This is a genomic window from Kribbella voronezhensis (assembly GCF_004365175.1).
Classification (GTDB): Bacteria; Actinomycetota; Actinomycetes; order Propionibacteriales; family Kribbellaceae; genus Kribbella; species Kribbella voronezhensis.
Genome location: NZ_SOCE01000001.1, coordinates 258,749 through 277,784 on the forward strand (window position 1 = coordinate 258,749; position 19,036 = coordinate 277,784).

14 protein-coding genes are annotated in these 19,036 nt (G+C 68.8%); 5 read left to right on the forward strand and 9 right to left on the reverse strand.

Features of this window, described 5'->3' with window-relative positions:
- Positions 1-3: 3 nt before the first annotated feature.
- The gene (locus tag EV138_RS01175; RefSeq protein ID WP_133976623.1) at positions 4-1,836 is read left to right on the forward strand and encodes a hypothetical protein; all 1,833 of its coding nucleotides are present in this window, start codon (positions 4-6) and stop codon (positions 1,834-1,836) included.
- A complete protein-coding gene (locus tag EV138_RS01180; RefSeq protein ID WP_133976624.1) occupies positions 1,833-3,056 on the forward strand; it encodes an acyltransferase family protein in 1,224 nt (407 codons plus the stop codon). Before EV138_RS01175 ends, EV138_RS01180 begins: the two co-directional genes overlap by 4 nt.
- Here EV138_RS01180 and EV138_RS01185 read toward each other — a convergent pair.
- Both EV138_RS01185 and EV138_RS01190 read right to left on the reverse strand, forming a co-directional pair.
- The gene (locus EV138_RS01185) at positions 2,945-7,033 is read right to left on the reverse strand and encodes an alpha-(1->3)-arabinofuranosyltransferase (RefSeq protein ID WP_238157888.1); all 4,089 of its coding nucleotides are present in this window, start codon (positions 7,031-7,033) and stop codon (positions 2,945-2,947) included. The genes EV138_RS01180 and EV138_RS01185 overlap by 112 nt on opposite strands.
- A complete protein-coding gene (locus EV138_RS01190) occupies positions 7,030-7,788 on the reverse strand; it encodes a class I SAM-dependent methyltransferase (RefSeq protein ID WP_238157889.1) in 759 nt (252 codons plus the stop codon). The genes EV138_RS01185 and EV138_RS01190 overlap by 4 nt, the downstream gene beginning before the upstream one ends.
- Positions 7,789-7,896: 108 nt before the next feature.
- Here EV138_RS01190 and EV138_RS01195 point away from each other — a divergent pair, with 108 nt between their 5' ends.
- Positions 7,897-9,027, forward strand: coding sequence for a glycosyltransferase family 4 protein (locus tag EV138_RS01195; protein ID WP_238157891.1), 1,131 nt, complete (start codon positions 7,897-7,899; stop codon positions 9,025-9,027).
- Between the two features lie 10 nt (positions 9,028-9,037).
- On the opposite strand, the gene EV138_RS01200 is transcribed toward EV138_RS01195, so the two are convergent.
- Together EV138_RS01200 and EV138_RS01205 are read right to left on the reverse strand one after the other, a co-directional pair.
- Entirely contained in the window at positions 9,038-9,202 is a 165-nt protein-coding gene (locus EV138_RS01200; protein ID WP_112240891.1) for a DUF2613 family protein, read from the reverse strand.
- 58 nt (positions 9,203-9,260) lie between these two features.
- Complete coding sequence (locus EV138_RS01205; protein WP_238157893.1) at positions 9,261-10,952, reverse strand: MmpA family trehalose lipid delivery protein; 1,692 nt, start codon at positions 10,950-10,952, stop codon at positions 9,261-9,263.
- Between the two features lie 48 nt (positions 10,953-11,000).
- Here EV138_RS01205 and EV138_RS01210 point away from each other — a divergent pair, with 48 nt between their 5' ends.
- The gene (locus tag EV138_RS01210) at positions 11,001-12,272 is read left to right on the forward strand and encodes a lipopolysaccharide biosynthesis protein (RefSeq protein ID WP_133976626.1); all 1,272 of its coding nucleotides are present in this window, start codon (positions 11,001-11,003) and stop codon (positions 12,270-12,272) included.
- A 3-nt stretch (positions 12,273-12,275) separates the two neighbouring features.
- On the opposite strand, the gene EV138_RS01215 is transcribed toward EV138_RS01210, so the two are convergent.
- The 3 genes from EV138_RS01215 to EV138_RS01225 are packed head-to-tail and all read right to left on the reverse strand — an operon-like array spanning position 12,276 to position 15,899.
- On the reverse strand, positions 12,276-13,253 hold the full coding sequence (locus EV138_RS01215; RefSeq protein ID WP_133976627.1) for an ABC transporter permease: 978 nt from the start codon (positions 13,251-13,253) through the stop codon (positions 12,276-12,278).
- A gap of 4 nt (positions 13,254-13,257) precedes the next feature.
- Positions 13,258-14,169 carry a carbohydrate ABC transporter permease gene (locus tag EV138_RS01220; protein ID WP_133976628.1) on the reverse strand — a complete coding sequence of 304 codons (912 nt, stop codon included), beginning with the start codon at positions 14,167-14,169 and terminating at the stop codon, positions 13,258-13,260.
- Positions 14,170-14,174: 5 nt separating this feature from the next.
- A complete protein-coding gene (locus tag EV138_RS01225; protein ID WP_166678460.1) occupies positions 14,175-15,899 on the reverse strand; it encodes an extracellular solute-binding protein in 1,725 nt (574 codons plus the stop codon).
- Positions 15,900-16,188: 289 nt separating this feature from the next.
- On the opposite strand from EV138_RS01225, the gene EV138_RS01230 reads away from it, so the two are divergent.
- Complete coding sequence (locus tag EV138_RS01230) at positions 16,189-16,671, forward strand: NUDIX hydrolase (RefSeq protein WP_133976630.1); 483 nt, start codon at positions 16,189-16,191, stop codon at positions 16,669-16,671.
- Positions 16,672-16,693: 22 nt separating this feature from the next.
- On the opposite strand, the gene EV138_RS01235 is transcribed toward EV138_RS01230, so the two are convergent.
- Positions 16,694-17,842, reverse strand: a complete 1,149-nt coding sequence (locus EV138_RS01235; protein ID WP_133976631.1) for a sensor histidine kinase — start codon at positions 17,840-17,842, stop codon at positions 16,694-16,696.
- Between the two features lie 16 nt (positions 17,843-17,858).
- Positions 17,859-19,016, reverse strand: a complete 1,158-nt coding sequence (locus EV138_RS01240; RefSeq protein WP_133976632.1) for a sensor histidine kinase — start codon at positions 19,014-19,016, stop codon at positions 17,859-17,861.
- Positions 19,017-19,036 lie beyond the last annotated feature (20 nt).

The following is a 19,036-nucleotide window of genomic DNA, read 5'->3' on the forward strand; positions in this document are numbered from 1 at the left end:
CCCATGAGGGGGATCGAGAGCGTTCCGGCGCGGCTGGCGAAGGTGGTGTCCGGCGCGCCCGACATCGCCGTACTGCGGGCTGTCGTGCTCGCCGTCGCGATCGTGCAGGCCTGTGTGCTGGGGCTGCTCGCGCGCCGCGGCTCGTGGATGAGCGACGACATCGAGTTCCTCGTCCAAGGCGACCGCGGGTTCGCGCCGGGCGAGTTACTCACCCCGGTGAACGACCACATCGCGCCAGGGCTTCGCTTCGTCTACGCGCTGTTCGCCACCATCGCGCCGCTGAACTGGGATGTCACGATCGCCTGGCGAGTGCTGATGCAGGCCATCGCCATCGCGTTGATGGGGCTGCTGTTGCTACGCCTGATCGGCCCCAGTCGCTGGGCGCTGACCGGCACGCTGCTCTACGCGCTGACCCCGTTGAGCATGCCGTCCTTCATGTCGTTGTCGAGCGCGGTGAACAATCTGCCCGCCCACGTCTTCGGCCTGCTGCTCCTGCACGCGACCCTCGACTGGTACGCCGGCCACCGTCGCCGAGCCGTTGCCTATGGCCCCCTTTCCCTGCTGATCTCGCTGGCCTGCTGGGAGAAGTCCGGCCTGATCGTCTTCACTGCCGTCGCGCTCGCCCTCTACCTGCGCGACCGCCCGATCCGGCAATGGGTCCGCCAGAGCCTGCCGTTCGCCGCCGCCCTGGTCGCACCAATAGTTGCCTTCGGCATCCTTTACCTCACCCACGGCCGGCCGTCGGCGGGCCGCCTTCCCGGCTTCGGCCGGCTGCTCGACCTCGGTGCCCACTCGTTCGCGGTACCGCTGGCCGCTCTCGTCGGCGGGCCGTGGGAGTGGAACGCGCTCGCGCCACCGTTCGGTACCGCGGCGACACCCGTGGCCGCGGTTGTCCTGGGTGGCATCGTGGCAGCCTTCTTGCTGATGGTGGCATGGCGGCAGGACCGGCGGGCTCTGCTGGTCTGGGCGTCGGTGCTGATCTATGTGCTGGTGACTTTGTTCCTCGTCTCCTACGGCAGGTTCGCGGCCTTCGGTGACACCTTCACCATCCACTACCACTACTGGTCGGACCTCTCGATCCCGTTGACCCTGGCGGTGGTGCTGACCGCGCGATCCGTCCGCCCCCGGCCGATCGCGGTCCGGATCGCGCCGGCCGTCGCGCTTGCGTGCCTGCTGGCCTGGACCGCAGGCATCGTCGTCTCGGACGCGCGGTTCGCCACGATCTGGGCCGACAACCCGTCGCGCCCGTACTTCGACCACGTGACCGCCGATCTGGAGCAGGCCGGTCCGGCGGTCAACCTCTGGGACACCCCGATGCCGCCGACGGTGGTCACCCTGCTGTCCGGCGAGCGCCGGCTGTCTCCCGTACTACGAATGGCCGGCGTCCCCTTCCGCCTACAGGGCCCCGGCAGTGACCCCTATCTCGTCGACGACACCGGGCGGCTCAAACCCTCCCACCTGGCCGTCTGGTCGCGGGTCGACTTCCCGGAGCCGAAGCAGAAGACGATCTGCGGCACCCTGCCGCTGCCTCACAACCGGCCGGTCACCCGGCCGCTGCGGCCGACACAGCAGGAGTTGATCGAGGCCGAGTGGTTCGTCAAGGTCGGGTACTTCGCCGACCGGGAGTCACGATTGCGAATCGAACTGGTCGACGCCGCCGGCCGGACAGTAGCTTTGCCTGAGCCGGCCGACGCCTGGCCGGCCGGTGCGGCAGCCATGTACTTCGGGCCGTCGGCGCGGATTCGCGCGACCGCGATCCGGGTGCGCTCGACGGATCCGAAGGCGAACGTCTGCATCACCTCCCTCGAGATCGGACTTCCCGTGGTGACAGGATGAGGCGGACCAGGTTCGCGGCCCTGGACGGTCTGCGCGCGATCGGCGCGCTGGCGGTCGTCAGCACCCACGTCGGCTTCCGGAGCGGAGATGCGCTGAGCGGCCCGTTCGCGGGCATCCTGGCCCGGATGGACATCGGAGTCGCGATCTTCTTCGCGATCTCCGGCTTCCTGCTCTACCGCCCGCACGTGGTGGCCTGGTTCGAAGAGACCGAGCCGCCGCTGACCCTGCCGTACCTGCGCAACCGCGCGCTCCGGATCCTGCCCGTCCTCTGGGTCGCCGTGGTACTGGCCGCACTGCTGGTGCCGACGGCGGGGCCGGTGTCGTGGACGGCGTACCTGCAGCACGCGACCTTGATCCAGATCTACAGCAACGTCCCCTCGGTGGAAGGGCTGACGCAGTTCTGGAGCCTGGCGACCGAGGTCGCGTTCTACCTGGTGCTGCCGTTCCTGGCGCGATTCCTGACCGGTTACGAGCGGCCGACGCGACGGGCGGTGCGCTGGCGCCTCGCAGTACTGGCTTGTTTCACGGTGCTCGGGCCGGGGTGGATGGCTGCTGTCACGGCGACCGATCATTCGCGTGCCGGTCTGTGGTTACCCGGGTACCTCGGCTGGTTCGCCGTCGGGATGGGGCTCGCGTTGTGGCAGGTCGCGCGCGGCAGTGGGCGCTTGGGCGCGTCCGCACTCGACACGCTCGCCAAGCTCCCGGCCACCGTCTGGGGCATCGGGATCGCGCTGCTGCTGATCGCGACCAGTCCGCTCGCCGGCCCGTACAACCTGAACCCGCCGTCCCCAGGGCAGGCGTTCGTCAAGAACCTGCTCTACACCGCGATCGCCGCCTGCGTGATCCTGCCGGCGATCACGCCGACCCGGCGCATCGCCGCGGTCCTCGGTGGCAAGGCCGGCCACGTCGCCGGTGACATCTCGTACGGCGTCTTCGCCTACCACCTCGTCATTCTGAACGTGATCGCCCAGCTCGCCGGATTCCCGTTGTTCTCGGGACATTTCACCGTGCTGTTCGTCAGCACGGTGATCAGCTCGGGACTGCTCGCGGCGGCCAGTTACTACCTGATGGAGCGCCCGATCATGCGCCGCGGACGGCACGACCGCAACTACGACGTGTCGCCGGTCGGCCTCGACAAGAGAGCCAGCGCACAGCCGAACAGGACCGATGCCTGGACCACACCCGAGGTCAGGCCCGCCGCGTCGTCCGGCCAAGGCTGAGCGGCGGCGATCACCCCGCCCGCCAGGACGACGGCGGCCGCCGTACCGATCAGCACCGGCTTGCGCCCGCGCAGGTACCAAGCCAGTACTGCGGCGACCGCGGTGGCGGCCAAGCCGATCCAACCGGCCACGAAGGTTCCAGCCAGGATCGCCAGCGCGGTCGCAAGCCACGGACCCAGCCGGCGGCCTTCCTTGAGCCGGTGAGCCGACTGCCTGGATCTGCGCCGGGCGAAGATCGCCAGCGCCGCAACCGACAGCAGGCTGACCAGTCCTACCAGCAGGCCGGCGCGGTAGCTCCGATCAGGCAGGAACCGCGCCGTGACGACCTGCTCGGGTCCCGACGGCAGCAGCCATCCTTGCTGCCAACCGCCGATGCGGATCGGCACCAGCTTGCGCCCGGAGCCGTCGTACGCCTCCCAGCCGTCGCTGTAGTTCTGCGCCAGTGTCAGCACCGAAGGCTCGTCTGCCGACGGTACTTCGAGAGTCAGTTCGGCCGGGTTCGGTCGCCAGATGTCGACGTGTTTGGTCGGAGTGACCGCCGTGGTGGCGAGCCCGGGCTTGGTGAGCTTCACCTGGACCGGCACGAAGTCCTTGCCGGCCAGGACATCCACAGTGGCGCGACCGGCCGGCAACTGCAGGGCCGGACGGCCGGTGCCCTTGTCGCAGGTCGTGAACGTCACCTTCCGCCGCTGCAGAACGTCGCGCACGGTCGCCGTCAGCTTTGTTGTGTGGTGTACGCCGTTCACCTCCACCGACGGGCCGAACCCGCACAGCGAACCGGTCCTGCCGTTCAGGTTCGGTCCTCTGCGGAGGTTGTCCGCGCCGAGCACCCGGACCTCCGAGACCCCGACCGGTAACGCCTGGGCGAACCCGGTCGCCGAGTCGAGGGTGAACACGTCCTTCTTGGCCGTGAAGGTGAGCTCGAGCGACCTGACCCTTCGTTGCTTGTCCGGGAAGGTCAGATAGCCCTCCGCCGACACCGGCAGCGTGATCGCCGGCCCGCCGTCCAGGCGCGCCGACACCTCGGCCGGCCTGGACGCGGCCAGGAACGGATCGGCAAGGAACTGCAGACCCTGGAGTTTCCTTGCCGTCGGCAACTTCAAGGTCAGGGTCGGCCGCAGGTCACCGGACGCCGCCACCCAGCCGGTGCCCAGATCCCGGTCGACCGCTGCCCCGGGTCTCCCCTCGGGCGCAGTCACCGCACGGGACGAAGCGGTCGCGCCGATCGCTCCCGGAACAGCCAGCAGCCGTTCGAGGAAGGCTCCGTCCCGCGGCAACGCGGTCCCGATCAGCTGGTACGACGCGGCCGCGGGCAACTCGATGCTGCGGAACAACCCCGTCGGTTCCTCGGAGTCCTTCGCGAAACTCGCGCCGCACAACGGACGGCCGCCCGCATGCAGGCATCCACTACGACCGAGTTGCTGGTTCCGCAGCACGATCGCCTCGGGCTGCCGATCCAGCCCACCCGGTACGACGAGCCTGCTGCGCGGCGCCAGGCCGGGCAGGGACACCTCGGAGATCGCGACACCGTTCGGGTTCTTGCCGTCCGTCAGGCCGACGGTGATCCGCAGTCGCTGGGTCGGACCGGGTGGCGTCGGAATGCTCTGCGGGTCATCGGTCGCACTGACCACAGCCGTCAGCGAACCGCTGTCGGTGTCCACCTGCACTGTCCGGACGGGATCGGTCGTCGGCGCCGCGAGCGAGAACTGGACCTTGAGATTCTGCACGGATCGCGGCGAGACGAAGTCCAGCTCCAGCCACTCGCCGCCACTGTGGCCGAACAGGCCGGAGATCCAGCGAGTCGACGGATCACCGTCCGCCGCCGCGAACGGGCCGTTGCCCGGCCCGGTCCGGATCGTCGCACCGGCGTCGGAGGCCGACGACGAGGCCCGTACGTCGACGACGCCGTCCGCCCACGCGCGCGTAGTACTGGGTGCTGTCGGGTCGATGACGTAGCCGAGGGTGCGGCGCTTCAGGCGACCGGGATCGTTGGCGGCCAGGACCGGTGAGACGTTCTCGGCCGCTCGGCCGATGTCGACCTCCCGGCGTTGCATACCGTCGGTCTGGACCAGCGGGAGCTTGCGAGGCAGCGCCTTGGCGTCATTGCTGGTGACAGCCTCGTGGTCACCGCCGAGCGCGGTCAGGACTGACGGGACGTCTTCGGACGCCCCTCGGACCTCCACGAGCTGTGACTGTGGCACCAGTCGCGCCGGGGCGGTGTCACCGACGTCGTAGATCTCCAAGCTGGGATAGGGCAGCCGGGACTTCTCGTCGACGGTCAGGTCGGGCCGCTCGAGGGAGCTGCCGACCACCGGGCCGAAGGTGGCGACCCGGCCGAGACCGGCTTCGGCCAGGCTTTCGTGCACCGCGATCAGCGAACTGACCTGTGCGTCGTACCGCAGGTCGTTGCGGATCAGGACATAGCGCACCCCGGCCTTGGCGAGGGTCTGCCGGATCGTGCCGTCGCCGACGCCCGACCCGAGTCGGCGCTCGACCTCGTCCAGCCAACGCGTAGTACCGGCCGAGCCGAGAGGCATCGCGTCGCGCACCACCATCGGACGCCTGAGGAGGGCCTGGAACGGTTCGTCCTCGGTGGAGCCCCAGGTGAAGTCCGCGAACGAAGCAGCCGGTACGACGAGCACGCTGCCGCTGGTCTGCTGGCTGTCCAGCCAGGCCGCGGCATCCCGCCAGTGCTGCGGGATCGTCTGATACCCCTCGTGCGTCGGCAGCTGGGCGAAGATCGCCGGGCTACCGACAGCCAGCGCCAGACACGCGGCCAGCGCCGGCACAAGCCGTCGATGTACTCCCCGCGCCCTGCTCCAGGTAGCGATCCGGGTCAGCGCGTGGGCGGCGGCCAGCATCAGCGGCAGCCGGGCGACCAGCTCGAACTTGTGCGTGTTGCGTGCGGCCGCCAGCGGGCCGTCCAGCAGACCTTGCAGCTGCGCCGAGAGCGGCGAGCTGTCGTGGCCGAAGGTCATCAAGAGGAGACCGACGACCAACGAGAGCTGCAGGAAGCCTCGGTGCTTCAGCGAGCTCATCGCGAGCCCGGCCAGACCCAGCAGAGCGATGGCCACAGTGGTGATGATCAACGCGGGCTGCGTGACGTACAGCCACCCCGCGGGCCAACTCGGGCCGTTGCCGGTGACCAGGAAGTTGAGCCACTGCGACGTACCGCGGAAGGACTCGAAGACGCTGGCCGTCTTGGTGGTGACCGCCGCGTTCTCGATCCAGTCGAGGAACGGCGGGCTGTAGCGACCGAGGAGCATCAGCGGCACCAGCCACCAGAAGGCGACGGCCAGCACGCATCCCAGCCAGCCCACGGCGACCTTCAGCGTGGACCGGTCCCAGCGGCGGGTGACCAGCCAGATCGCCGGCAGCACCAGCGTTGCTCCGGTCGCCACTGCGTTCACCCCGCCGACCAGACCGAAGGCGAGCGCCGACCAACCGACCCGCCACCAGCCCGACCGTGCCCGAGGCGTCACCAACGGCAGCAGAACCCAGGGAGCCATCGCGATCGGCCAGACCTCGATCGACCGGATCGCCACCTCGCCGAGCATCCTCGGACTCAAGGCGTACAGCAGTGCGGCAGCGAACCGAGCCCATGGAGCACCGCAGTCCAGAGCGCCCGACAGCTTCCAGACGCCCAGGAAGGCGACGCAGAGGACCAGGGACCACCACAGTCGCTGGATGACCCAGTCCGGCACCGACGCCCTGTCCAGCAGCCAGTGGAACGGACCCATCGGCAGCAGGTAGCCGTACGCCTGGTTCTGCAGCTGCCCGAAGGCGCCCTGCGGATCCCACAGATGCAGGGCACGCAAGAGGAAGCCACCCGGGTTGGCCGTGAGGTCCAGCTTGGTGTCGGGCACGATCTTGCCGGGAGCCTGGTGGAAGCACAGGGCAATGAGGACCAGGCAGCCCAGGACGAGCCTTGCTCGCCAGACCACCTGCTGCGTACTCCGCGCCTTCAGGCCCTTCATCGCCGCCGGAGCACCAGGACGAGGTTCCAGGTGGCCAACTCCCGCACCCCGGGCACAGCCAGTACGCCGTACGCCCAGCGCGGGTGATAGCGCGGGAAGGCAGCTACTAGTTCTGCCTCGACGCACTGGCGGGCCCAGCGCAGCCCACTGGCGACGGTGACCGGGAAGAGCGATTCGCCGTACCGGTTCTTCGGTGCGCGGCCGTGGCGGCGTTGGTAGCGCCGGGCCGCACGGTGACCGCCGAACAGGTGCCAGGGCGCGGTCTCGTGGCCGCCGTGCACGCCCCACCAGCCCGTGTACGAGAGGACGACCGTGCCGCCGGGTCTGGTGACGCGGACGAGTTCGTCGGCCATCCGCCACGGATCGGGCACGTGCTCCAGCACGTTCGAGGAGAAGCAGATGTCGACCTGGCCGTCGCCGACCGGCAACGCCATTCCACTGGCGACGACAGTGCCCGCGGCCGGCTCACCCAGGTCCCTCAGCTCGTCCGGGTCGGAGTCGATCAGGTAGTAGGTCGCACCGGCCCGGTGGAAGGCGTCGGCGAAGTAGCCGCGGCCGCCGCCGACGTCGAGAACGGTCGCGCCGCGCGGATCGGCGTATGCGCCGACCAGGGCGACCGAGTCCTCGGCAAGCGTTCTGTAGAAGCGATCCGGGTCCGACCGCTCACTGCGGAACGCCCGGAACAGCCGCACCGCGCGACCGAGATCCGCGGTCCAGGCCGCGGTCGCCGGTGGGCTGGAAATCGCTTCGGACACAGGCGGGACGATAACGGATCTCGCGAGGGCTGGCGGACATCGTTACTCCTTGGTAACCTCGCGGCCCATTACCTGCGGGGGCGGGCTAGCAGAGGGTGGGGCTTGGCAGTGCGCGCGCAGACCGTGCTTTTGGTGAACTGGCGGGACACGACGAATCCGGAAGGGGGTGGATCCGAGCGGTACGTGGAAGAGGTCGCGAGAGGCCTTGCGCGACTGGGCTGGTCCGTCACCGTGCTCTGTGCGGCATACCCGGGCAGTCCCCGGGAGGCCCGTCGTGACGACGTGCGGTACCTGTACCGCGGCAGCAAGGTGACCGTGTATCTGCGTGGCCTGCTGCACACGCTGCTGAGCCGCCCGGACCGGGTGGTCGACGTGCAGAACGGTCTCCCATTCTTTACCCGCCTCGTACGTCGGACCGGCGTCGTCGTCCTCGTCCACCACGTCCACCAGGAGCAGTGGCCGGTCGTCTACCCGGGATGGCAGGGCCGGTTCGGCTGGTGGCTGGAGTCCCGCGTCGCGCCGCGGCTGTACCGGGACTGCCGCTATGTCACGGTTTCCTCGGCCTCCCGCGACGAACTGCTCGGGCTCGGCGTGGACGCGGACCGCATCTCGGTCGTGCACAACGGCACCGATCCCGCACCGGCCCGCCAACGCCCGCAAGCCGCAGTACCGACTGTTGTCTGCGTCGGCCGGGTTGTGCCGCACAAGCAGGTCGAACACGCTGTGGACGCCATCGCCGAAGCACGGTCGACACTGCCCGAGGCAAGACTCGTCGTGGTCGGCTCCGGGTGGTGGGAGGAGTCCCTGCGCGCGTACGTCGCCTCCCGTGGGCTCGAGGGCGCCGTGGAGTTCCGCGGCCACGTCAGCGAGGCCGACAAGCATGCGGCGTACGACGAAGCCTGGGTGCTGGCACTGCCGAGTCTCAAGGAGGGCTGGGGTCTGGTGGTCGGTGAGGCAGCCGGACACGGCGTACCGGCTGTTGCCTATCGCAGTGCGGGCGGACCGACCGAGTCCGTGCACGACGGCCAGTCGGGAGTCCTCGTCGACACTGCCGAGGAGTTCACCGCAACGATCATCGCGCTGCTGCAGGATCAGGCTGCCCGGACCAAGCTGTCCGACGGAGCCCTCGCGACCGCGGACCGGTTCACCTGGCCTGCGACGGTTGATGCGTGGGACCGGGTGCTCACCGGGTCCCCGGCACAACAAGACCGGCCAGCATCAGTGCTGGCCGGTCCGTGAAGTGCTGGTCCTACTTGTCCCCGTAGTTGACGAGCGGGACGTCCGCCTGTCCGTTGGTCTGGCCCGGCGGCACCGTCGGGTCGTCCTTGACCGACTGCACGACCCCGACGACAGCGGTGGTGGCGACGGCCATCCCGGCGAGCACGGCGATGGCCGCGCCGATCAGTGTTCCCATGAAGCGAGTCCCCTCCTAGACAAGTAAACCGGATGGTAACAACCGGCCAGTAACTCCGCTAGATCCTGGAACGTGCTCGTCGGCGGCGGGGAACAACCGTTATCAGCGCAGTGATCAGCACGCCCGCCGCGGCGGCCCAAGCGGCCAGTACGGCGGCCACGAACGACGGTTGCACGTGCTGTGGCGACGGGTCGCCGTTGAGCCGGTACACCGCGACGGTCGGGCCGGCGAACACCTCCGTGAGTTGCGGCAGCATCCCGCGCGGCGACGGACCACCCGCTTCGATGTCGACCACGATCCAGCCCACTCCCTGCTGAAGAAGCGCCGCCGTCGGGTCGGTGCCGTTGCGCACAGCGGCCCGCAACGCATCCGCGACGACAGCTGACCGCGGATCCTCCCCCGCCAGCCGGCGACCACCCACGATCAACTCGTCGGGTACTACGGCCTGCCGGGTGAAGTACCGCTCCATCGGGTCCAGCACCGGCCGCCGTCCGTTCCACGTCGGTGCCCGGTACGCCTCGAACGGCCAGGGGATGAAGTCGCCGCGGTTTGGATCGTCGGCCAGCACCTGCCGCGCTCGCGTCCAGTCGGCCGGGTACTGCGAGACGTGCAGCCCACCTCCGAAAGCAAGGCCGGGTAGCGCGGCGACCGGCACCAGTACTGCGGTGACCGCCACCATCTGCTTGAGCGGCGCCACGTTCAGCAGCGCAGCCAGGGCAGCAGCGAACCCGATCGACTCCAGTAGCACCAGCGGCGGCAGGTACCGCTGTCCGTCCCGCAGCAATCCGGCGCCTGGGACGTGAGCTACGACCTGGGCGAAGCCGTGTGGCGCTACGACTCCGGCCATGCCCACAACGACAGCGATGACGGCTGCGACCACCAGGGCCATCGCAAGCCGATCCTGTCGCCACCAGATCACTACGCCGACGCAGGACGCCAGCAGGATCAGGAAGCCGAGCACAAGCGGTAGGGACGCTCCACGGCTGGACGGGACGACGTTGGCGTTCCAGACGCCACCCAAGGTGAGCAGTGTGGGCAGGACTCCCCCGTAGCCCTCGTCTCGGGCAGCGAAGGCCACTACCGAAGCTGGGTCGGTCGTGGCTGCCGTAGTACGAGCCAGGCCGGCTATCAGCCAGGGTGCGTTCAACAGGGCGGCACCGAGGAGTGGCCATCGGCGTCTTGGGTCGGTACCGGGCCACAGGAGCACTGCGGTGGCCAGCAGCAGGCCGATCAGTCCGCCGGAGGCTGTGAGGGCACAGGCTGCTGCGGCTAGTAGGAACCCGGCCCAGCCTTCGCCTCGACGTACACGAAGGGCAGCGCGGAGGAGCCACGGCAGGGCGGCGTACCCGAGCATCAGGGCCCAGGCGCCCAGCCGGAGACGCTCGGCGACGTACGGGTTCCAGACGTAGAGGGTGACCGCGGCCGCACCGGCCAGTGGGCCGCCGAGGCGGAGTTCGCGCCACAGGGCGGTCATGCCGAGACCGGCCAGCAGCGGGATCAGGATCAGCACCGCCTTGTTGAGGAACTGACCACCGGCGACCTCGTCCAGCAAGGCGACGATCAGATCCGACGGCACGGCGCGCGGCAAGGCAGTTGTGACTCCGAACAGGTCACGCCGTAGCGTGAGGTCCGGCACGAACACCATGTCGTAGCCGACGACGAACCCGGGAGCGAGCAGAGGAGCGGTGATCAGGACAGTGAGCACGACCGGCCAGCCCCACGGCACCAACCGGGTGGTCCGCCCCGCCACGATCGCCTCCTCGCAGTACTGTTCCCGCGCAACCTACCTGGAAGCTGCATGACTTCAGACACGACGCCAGAGCAGCAGCCCCCGACTGCCGCACCCCAGCTAGGCTTCCTCCGCAGTGCCACCGTCGTAGCGGTCGGCATGGCCATCATGAACGTCGCGGCCTACGGTTTCACCCTGATTGCGGTGCACCGGCTCGTGCCGGAGCAGTTCGGTGCCGTGACGGCGCTGCTCGGCCTGCTGCTGATCGGCAACGTCGCCTCGCTCGGGCTGCAGGCTTCCGGCGCACGGCGGATCGCGACGCACACCGGACCGGGTGAAGCGGCTCTGGCGGACTCGATGCTGAGAGCCGGGCGGCGGGCGGCAGCCGGACTGACAGTGTTCGCGCTGGTGCTCACCCCGCTGTTCGTGTTCCTGCTGCACATCGATTCGATCGTTGCTGCGCTGCTTGTCGGGCCGACGCTCGGCTGCTTGACCTTGATGGGGTCGCAGCTCGGCGTACTGCAAGGTGGTCAGCACTGGACCGAGCTGGCCGCTGTCTACACCTCGGTCGGGGTCGGACGACTCGTCTTCGGCGGTGGCGCGCTCCTGATCCACCCCACCCTCACCTCGGCGATGCTCGGTATGGCGGTCGGTGCTGCGGTCCCGCCGCTGCTGGGCGCCTTCCTGCTGCGCGGATCCACCGGCGGTAGCCCGGAGCAGGTGAAGGAAGTACTGCGGGAGACGATCCACGGCACGCACACCCTGCTCGCCTTCTTCGTCATCGCCAACGCGGACGTCCTGCTCGCCCGGGGCCTGCTCGACAAGCAGAGCAGCGGGTACTACGCGGCCGGCGTGATCGTGGCGAAGGCGTGCCTCTTCCTACCGCAGTTCGTGATCGTCATCGTGTTCCCGTCGCTGGCCAGCGCTCCTGGCGACACCCAGCGGCTGCGCAGGGCTATCCAGGCCGTCGCCGCACTCGGCGTCTGCTGCGTGCTGGGCACTCTGGCCGTGCCGGACATCGTGGTCGCGGTCGTCGGCGGCAAGGAGAAGTACGCCGCCCTGGGTCCGTTCGCCTGGCTGTTCGCCCTGGCCGGCTCCTCGTACGCCGTATTGCAGTTGGTCGTCTACGCCGCGATCGCGCAGCAGGAGAAGCGTGCCGCCGTGCTGATCTGGATCGGGCTGATCGGCCTGGCTCTGGCCGCGGCGATCATCCTCGGCGGGGACATCGCCACCGGCATCAACGGCGTGAAGGTGCTCGTCGCGATGACCGCAACCTGCGCGCTGGCCTTGTCGGCCGCCCTGGCCTCCGGACTCCACCGGCAGGCGGCCGACAACGCCTGAGCATCACCAGAGACTGGACTTGGCGAACTTCCGCGCGAAGGTGTTCGCCAGGACCAGCAGCACCAGTCCGACCACCGATCGGAACAGCCCGATCGCGGTGGCGTAGCTGAACTGCGGCACCTGGGAGGCGAAGCCGAGCTTGTACACGTAGGTGTCGATCACCTCGGACGCTTCCAGGTTCAGGCTGTTCTGCATCAACAGCACCTTCTCGAACCCGACCGACAGGATCGAGCCGATGTTGAGGATGAGCAGGATCACCGCGACCGGCCGGATCGCCGGCAGATCCACGTGCCAGATCCGCCGCAGCCGGGAAGCGCCGTCGACGATCGCGGCCTCGTGCAGCTCCGGCGACACGCTGGTCAGTGCGGCCAGGTAGATGATCGCGGAGAACCCCATCGTCTGCCAGGCGCCCGACCACACGTACAGATGCCGGAAGGAGCCCGGATTGCCGAGCAGGTCGACCGGGCCGAGACCGAACAGACCGAGCAACTGGTTCGCCACTCCGGTGTTGGGATCGACCAGGACGACGATCAGGCCGACCACGACCACTGTCGAGATGAAGTGCGGCGCGTAGGTGATCAGCTGGACCGACCGGCTGTACCAGCGGCGCCGGACCATGTTCAGCCCGAGCGCCAGGATGATCGGCAACGGGAAGGTGGCGACGAGTTCGTAGACGTGCAGGACGACGGTGTTCCGGATCAGCCGCCAGAACTGGTACGACTCGACGAAGCGCTCGAAGTGTTTCAGGCCGACCCAGCGGCTGCCGAGGATGCCGTCCACGACGTTGTAGTCCTTGAACGCGATCACCACGCCGTACATCGGCCAGTAGGCGAAGATCGCCAGCCAGACCAGCGGAATCGCGAGCATCGCGTAGAGCTGCCAGTGCCGGCGCATCCGGGCGCCGAGGCCGAGCCCCTGCTGCTTGGCCTGGGTCTTGCGCGCGGGGTTCGCGGACCGGCGTACCAAAGTCTCAGTTGTCATGGTCTCAGCCCTTCAACGAGCCGATCATGGCCCCCTTGACGAAGTGCTTCTGCACGAAGGGGTAGATCAGCAGCGGCGGAATGGTGGCGATCACGATCAGCGAGAACTTGAGCTGCTCCTGGAGCTCCTTCAACCGGATCAGCTCGCTGGTGTCGCGGATCTGGGACGGGTCCACGTTGTGCTGGATCAGGATCTGGCGCAGGACGAGCTGGAGCGGGAAGAGGTGCTCGTTGGTCAGGTAGATCAGCGCACTGAACCAGGAGTTCCATTGCGCGACCGCGTAGAAGAGCATGTTCACGGCAACGATCGGCTTGCTCAGCGGCAGCACCACCCGCCAGAAGAAGCCGAAGTCGCTGCAGCCGTCGACCCGGGCGGCCTCCAGCAGCTCTTCGGGGATCGTCACCTGGAAGTAGGTGCGGGTGATGATCACGTTCCAGACCGCGAGCGCGGCCGGCAGGATGATCGCCCACCGGGTGTTCAGCAGGCCGACGCGATCCACCACCAGGTACGTCGGGATCAGGCCGCCGCTGAACATCATCGTGAACACGAACAGGGCCATGATCAGGCCCTTGCCCGGCAAACCCTGCCGGGACAGGGGATACGCGGCGAACAAGGTCAGTACGGTCGCCAGCAGTGCCCCGCCGATCGCGTAGATCAGCGAGTTGCTGAAGCCGCTGACGATCGAGCCGTAGTCGAAGACGGCCTTGAACGCGTCCAGGCTGAACCCGACCGGCCAGAGCCAGACCTTGCCGGAGGCAACGTTCTTCGGATCGCTCAGCGACGCACTGAACACGTAGACCAGCGGATACAGCACCGCCAGCGTGAACAGGCCGAGCGCGGCGTAGTTGCAGATCATCACGATCCGGTCCGAGCGGGTCTCCCGCACCGGAGCCGGTGCCTGCGTGGTCGTGGTCATCGCGCTCACCCCTGGAAGGCTTCGTAGGCGGCCTGCTGAATCTCCAGATAGGGCTTCAACCCGATCTTGCCGATCCGGGCGAGGTAGTCGCGCCAGTGCCCGTCGTCGGCCGGATCGAGCTTGCCGGTGACGAACTTGGCCATCGACAGGTTCACCTCGCCTTTGAGGTTGAGGCCGATCTCGGCGTCCTGCGCGGCCTGGTCGGCCTCCAGCGTCACGGGCGGGAACTCCAGGTCCACCGGCTGCTTGTACGGGAAGTAGTCGTCCCTGGTCTGCTCGTACAGCGGAGACTCGAAGGTGGGCTTGCGCGGGTTCACCCGCTCGGCCAGCCGGAAATCGCCGGAGCGGTACATCACGCCGTACTGGTCCCAGGTCTTTCCCTTGGTGGTGTCGGAGGCCCAGGTCTCGCCGAGACTGTAGATCGCCTGCTTGCCGTTGATGCCCTTGTCACCCTTGGCCGCCCACTGGAAGTCGGGTCCGCCGTACGAGCGCAGGATCGCTTCGAGGTCGAACTGGACGTCGGCCCAGCGGACGAGCAGGTCGGGCCGCTTGCACTTGCGGGTGATGACGAGGGTGGAGACTTCGAGGCCGACCTTGAGGTAGTTCCACGCGGCGTACCGGACGTTGTTCGGGCCCCGCAACGGTGGGATCGAGCTGTACTGGTGCCAGCGGGCCTTGGGGTCTGCCTCGTCGATCTCGAGGAATGAGCCCCAATAGTAGCCACGGGCGCCACCGATGATCGGCCGGTCGGGATTGTTGCCGTACCGGTTCATCTGGTCCTGGTCGGCGGTGAAGGCGTCCTTGTTCAGCAGGCCGTCGGCGTACAGGCCGCGCAGGTACTTCAGTCCTTCGCGCCACTCGTCCTTGACGTAGTTCGCCTCGACCTTGCCGTCGTTGAGCACCAGCCACGGATCGCCGGGGTTGTAGAGGAACGCGTTCATGAAGTAGGTGTCGAGCGGCGCGTCCTTGTAGCCCGCGAACGGGATCGTCCGGCCCTTGCCGCCGAGGTCCGCCTGCTTGAAAGCCTTCAGTACTTCGCGAAACTCGTCGGTGGTCGACGGGATGTCGAGGCCGACCTTGCGCAGCCACTCGGTGTTCAGGTACGACCGGCCGTTGGAGGCGCGGCAGTGGTAGCAGTCGTTGATGTCGGGAAAGCTGTAGATCCCCTTGTCCGGCGAACGCATCAGGCGGCGCGCGTCCGGGTAGTCCTTCTCCACCTGCTGGAGATTCGGGGCGTACTTGTCGAGGTACGGCGTCAGGTCGACGAACAGGTTCTGCGCGCCGTACAGGTAGAGCTGCGAACGGGTGAAAGCCACGCCCAGGAAGGCATCCGGGATGTCGCCGGCCGCCATCATCGCGTTCACCTTGGTCATCGTGTCGTCGCCGCCGGCCACCTGACGCCACTCGATCTGGATGCCGGTCTGCTGCTGCATCCACTGGGTGAAGGCATTCCTGTTCCAGTCGCCGACCGTCAGACTCTGCGGTACGACGATGGTGAACCTGACCGGTTCGTTCACGATCGGCCGTAGCTCGCGCGCCACCGGGCCGACGTAGCCGGGCGGGTAGTTCACGCCGCTCTTCTTCGGTCCCAAAACCGCCGGCGGTGCCGCGAGGCTGTCTGCGTCCGCACCGGCCGCAGTGTCCGCCGATCCGCAGCCGGTGAGCAGTCCTCCGCTGCCCGCAGCCGCGCTGACCCCCAGTGCTCCGGCGACGAAGGACCGCCGCCTCATCCCACCCGTTGTCGTTTCTGGTTGCATGCTGCCTCCAGCTCGGGTCGTCTCGATGCCATATCCGATAGGATCCAGGATCTTGCCCGGGAGGATGGCACAGATTCCGGCGGCGCGGAAGGCTTCGGTGGTCGCGGACCGGATCCGGTCGATCACTGTCGGCATCTTTCGGGGAACCGCTTGCTGCTTGAGCTGTACCGGTTCAGTTTCTTGCAGCGGCCGGGTTCTCGGTGGCCGGGCCGCGCGGTCGGCGTACCGGTCGGGGGTGCGAGGTGTTGGCTAGGCTGCGCGGATGACGACGCCGAAGTTCATCCTGGAGTTGCGGGAGAAGATCGGGCACGACCCGCTCTGGCTGCCGGGGATCACCGCGGTCGTGCTCGACGAGGACGAGCGGGTGTTGCTGGTACGCCGGGCCGACGACGGCCGGTGGACGTTGATCGCCGGGGTGCTGGAGCCGGGCGAGGACCCGGCGCCGGCCATCCTGCGGGAGATCCAGGAGGAGACCGGTGTCGAGGCCGAGATCGAGCGGCTGGTGAGCATCGAGGCGATGCCGCCCTCGGCGTACCCGAACGGCGACCAGGTCCAGTTCCTCGACCTCTGCTTCCGCTGCCGCCCCCTCAGCGGCGAAGCCCGTGTGAACGACGACGAGTCCCTCGAAGTCGGCTGGTTCCCTCTCGACGCGATGCCCCGACTCCCCCACCGCGAACAACGCTGCCTGGCGAACGCCCTGAGCCACGACCCCCTACCGAAATACACCGGCCGCCCAGCCGACTGACTACCTGCCAGCGCGCGGACACTCAAGCGCGGCGGCTCGCGCCGGGCCATCCCCGGTGGGTGCGGGTCCGCCCGTTCGGCAAAGTCGCCTCGACCCGCCAGCCGCCGCCGGGCACCGGGCCGGCGGCCAGTTGACCACCCACTTCCTGCACGCGTTCCCGCAGGCCGATCAGCCCGTGTCCCGTGCCGGACAACCGTGGATGCTCCCGGATCGCGTGGTCGTTGTCGACCCTGACGATCAGACCCCGACCGGACCCGTTGACCAGGACCCGTACCGCGGCGCCGGGCGCGTACCGCAGGGCGTTCGTCAGGCTCTCTTGCACGACCCGGAACGCGATGTGCGCGGTCGGAGCGGCAAGGCCCTCGCGGTCGCCCTCGAAGCGGCACGACACGTCGAGTCCGCCCCGCGCGGCCCGGCTCACCACTTCGTCGATCAGCGACAGGTCCGGGCCGCTGACCTCCGTTCCGCCGAGGAGCTCGACGAGGCGCTGCAGGTCGTCGTGGCCCTGCCGCGCCGACTCCGCGATCCCGACGAAGACCTGTTCGGCCTGGACCGGATCGCGCTCGACCAGTCGCTGCCCCGCGGCCGCCTGGATGACCATGACGCTGATCGCGTGCCCGACGATGTCGTGGAGTTCCGCGGCGATCCGGGCCCGCTCGTGACGTACGGCGAGTTCCGCGAACAGCTCCCGCTCCTCCTCCAGTTCGAGGCTCCGGCGGGCGAGCTCGTCTGCCGCCTCCCGCCGGAGCCTGAGCACCGTGCCGGCGAGAAAGCTGGGGACGGTGAACATGATCAACGGCACCTCGTTGCGCTCACCCAGAATCAGCCAGACGACCGCCAGGTACGCCGTCAGGCCGGCCGTCGCTCCCCAGGCAGCACGCCCCGACCAGCCCAGCGCGGCCACCAGTGACAGAAGCGCCATGATCGCGAAGGCGGTGTCAGGAAACCACCCGTAGCTGCCCAGCAGCGTTGTCAGCAGCAGCAGCGCGCCGCCCACAACAGCGACGATGCGGGGATGAGTCCGCCACCACACCAGGGTCAGCCCGCTCGCCAGCAGGAGCGCGGTGAAGAGGTTGCCCCGGGCGCTGGTCGGCCAGCCGTGGTACGCCGTCGGGACGGCGATCAGCGCGACGATCACCCCGACGATCCCCACCTGCTCGAGCCTGCGCACGACCCGCTCCCTCGGCTCAGCCGACGACCGGCAGTTGGGCGATGGCACCGGCCCTGCCCTTGACGACCTTCACCTCGACCGAGCCACCGAGCAGTTTGGCCCGCTCCTTGGCCCGGGCGACGGCGGCCTTCAGTTCGGAGCTCTCGCCGACCTGCCCGTTGACGCGGATCTCGAGCGCGTCGGCCTCGAACCGCACGCTGACCTCGATCGGGGCGTCGGCCTGATCGGCCAGCGCGGTGGTGAGGTGCTCGACGATGCGGTACGCCGACAACTCCACCGCCGCCGGCAGCGCCCGGGGATCGCCTGTCACGACCAGCTTCGAGTGGGCCGTCCGCAGCCGCGCGAGCAGGGTGTCGAGATGGGCGACAGTCGGCGTCGGCGCCAACGCCACGTCGTCACCGCGCAGCAGGCCGACGATCTCGCGCATGTCGTCCAGGGTCTGGCGACTGCCGGACTCGATGGACTCCAGCAACGCCTTCGCCTGGGCCGGCGCGAGACCGTTCGCCGACTCGGCCGCCGTGGTGAGCCCGGCGAGCCGTTCCTGCAGCAGGCCGTCGAGCTGCTGGGACAGCCGGGCCCGGCTGTCGGCCACCTCGATCGCCGCTCGCTCGTCGCGCAACTGCCGCAGCTCCCCCTCGCGGATCGCCAGCTCCTGGTTCAACGCGGACCGGTGCCGGGCGGCCAGTCCGATGCCGAAGACGATCAGGACGATCGGCAGAGCCAGCAGGATGGCGCCCGGCCCGGTGGTCGCGTCGACCACCAGGACGAGTGCCGTCAGGACCACGCTGAGCCCGCAGACGATCCAGGCCGTCGCCCGCTCCGAGGCGAGCGCCCCGAGGAACGCGAGGACGAAGGCCAACGGGAGCCCGGCGCCACAGCGGGTCACCCAGCCGAACAGGACGACGTGGAGCGCCATCGCCGCCACCGAGACGCCGGCGACGGCGACGAGCCCGCGTCGCCACCAGAGCACCGGAACCGTCGTACCGGCGTACACCGGGATCATCCAGAGCGAGTGCGAGCTCAGGGCGTGAACCATCGACCCCTCCGCGAGGGCTGCACGCACCTGGTCGTCGGACATCCGCAGGTTGAGCCACATCAGCAGGATGCCGAGCGCGGTGAGACCTCCGGCCAGGACCCAGTCGCGGGCCTTCACACCGCGGAAGATCTCACTCATCGCCGGCTCCTGACCCGCCG

What these genes read in the sequence shown, in the direction of transcription:
- EV138_RS01175 (WP_133976623.1), top strand. Translation starts at nt 4, where the DNA reads ATGAGGGGGATCGAGAGCGTTCCGGCGCGGCTGGCGAAGGTGGTGTCC.
- EV138_RS01180 (WP_133976624.1), top strand. Translation starts at nt 1,833, where the DNA reads ATGAGGCGGACCAGGTTCGCGGCCCTGGACGGTCTGCGCGCGATCGGC.
- EV138_RS01185 (WP_238157888.1), bottom strand. Translation starts at nt 7,033, where the DNA reads ATGAAGGGCCTGAAGGCGCGGAGTACGCAGCAGGTGGTCTGGCGAGCA.
- EV138_RS01200 (WP_112240891.1), bottom strand. Translation starts at nt 9,202, where the DNA reads ATGGGAACACTGATCGGCGCGGCCATCGCCGTGCTCGCCGGGATGGCC.
- EV138_RS01210 (WP_133976626.1), top strand. Translation starts at nt 11,001, where the DNA reads ATGACTTCAGACACGACGCCAGAGCAGCAGCCCCCGACTGCCGCACCC.
- EV138_RS01215 (WP_133976627.1), bottom strand. Translation starts at nt 13,253, where the DNA reads ATGACAACTGAGACTTTGGTACGCCGGTCCGCGAACCCCGCGCGCAAG.
- EV138_RS01220 (WP_133976628.1), bottom strand. Translation starts at nt 14,169, where the DNA reads ATGACCACGACCACGCAGGCACCGGCTCCGGTGCGGGAGACCCGCTCG.
- EV138_RS01225 (WP_166678460.1), bottom strand. Translation starts at nt 15,899, where the DNA reads ATGAGGCGGCGGTCCTTCGTCGCCGGAGCACTGGGGGTCAGCGCGGCT.
- EV138_RS01230 (WP_133976630.1), top strand. Translation starts at nt 16,189, where the DNA reads ATGACGACGCCGAAGTTCATCCTGGAGTTGCGGGAGAAGATCGGGCAC.
- EV138_RS01240 (WP_133976632.1), bottom strand. Translation starts at nt 19,016, where the DNA reads ATGAGTGAGATCTTCCGCGGTGTGAAGGCCCGCGACTGGGTCCTGGCC.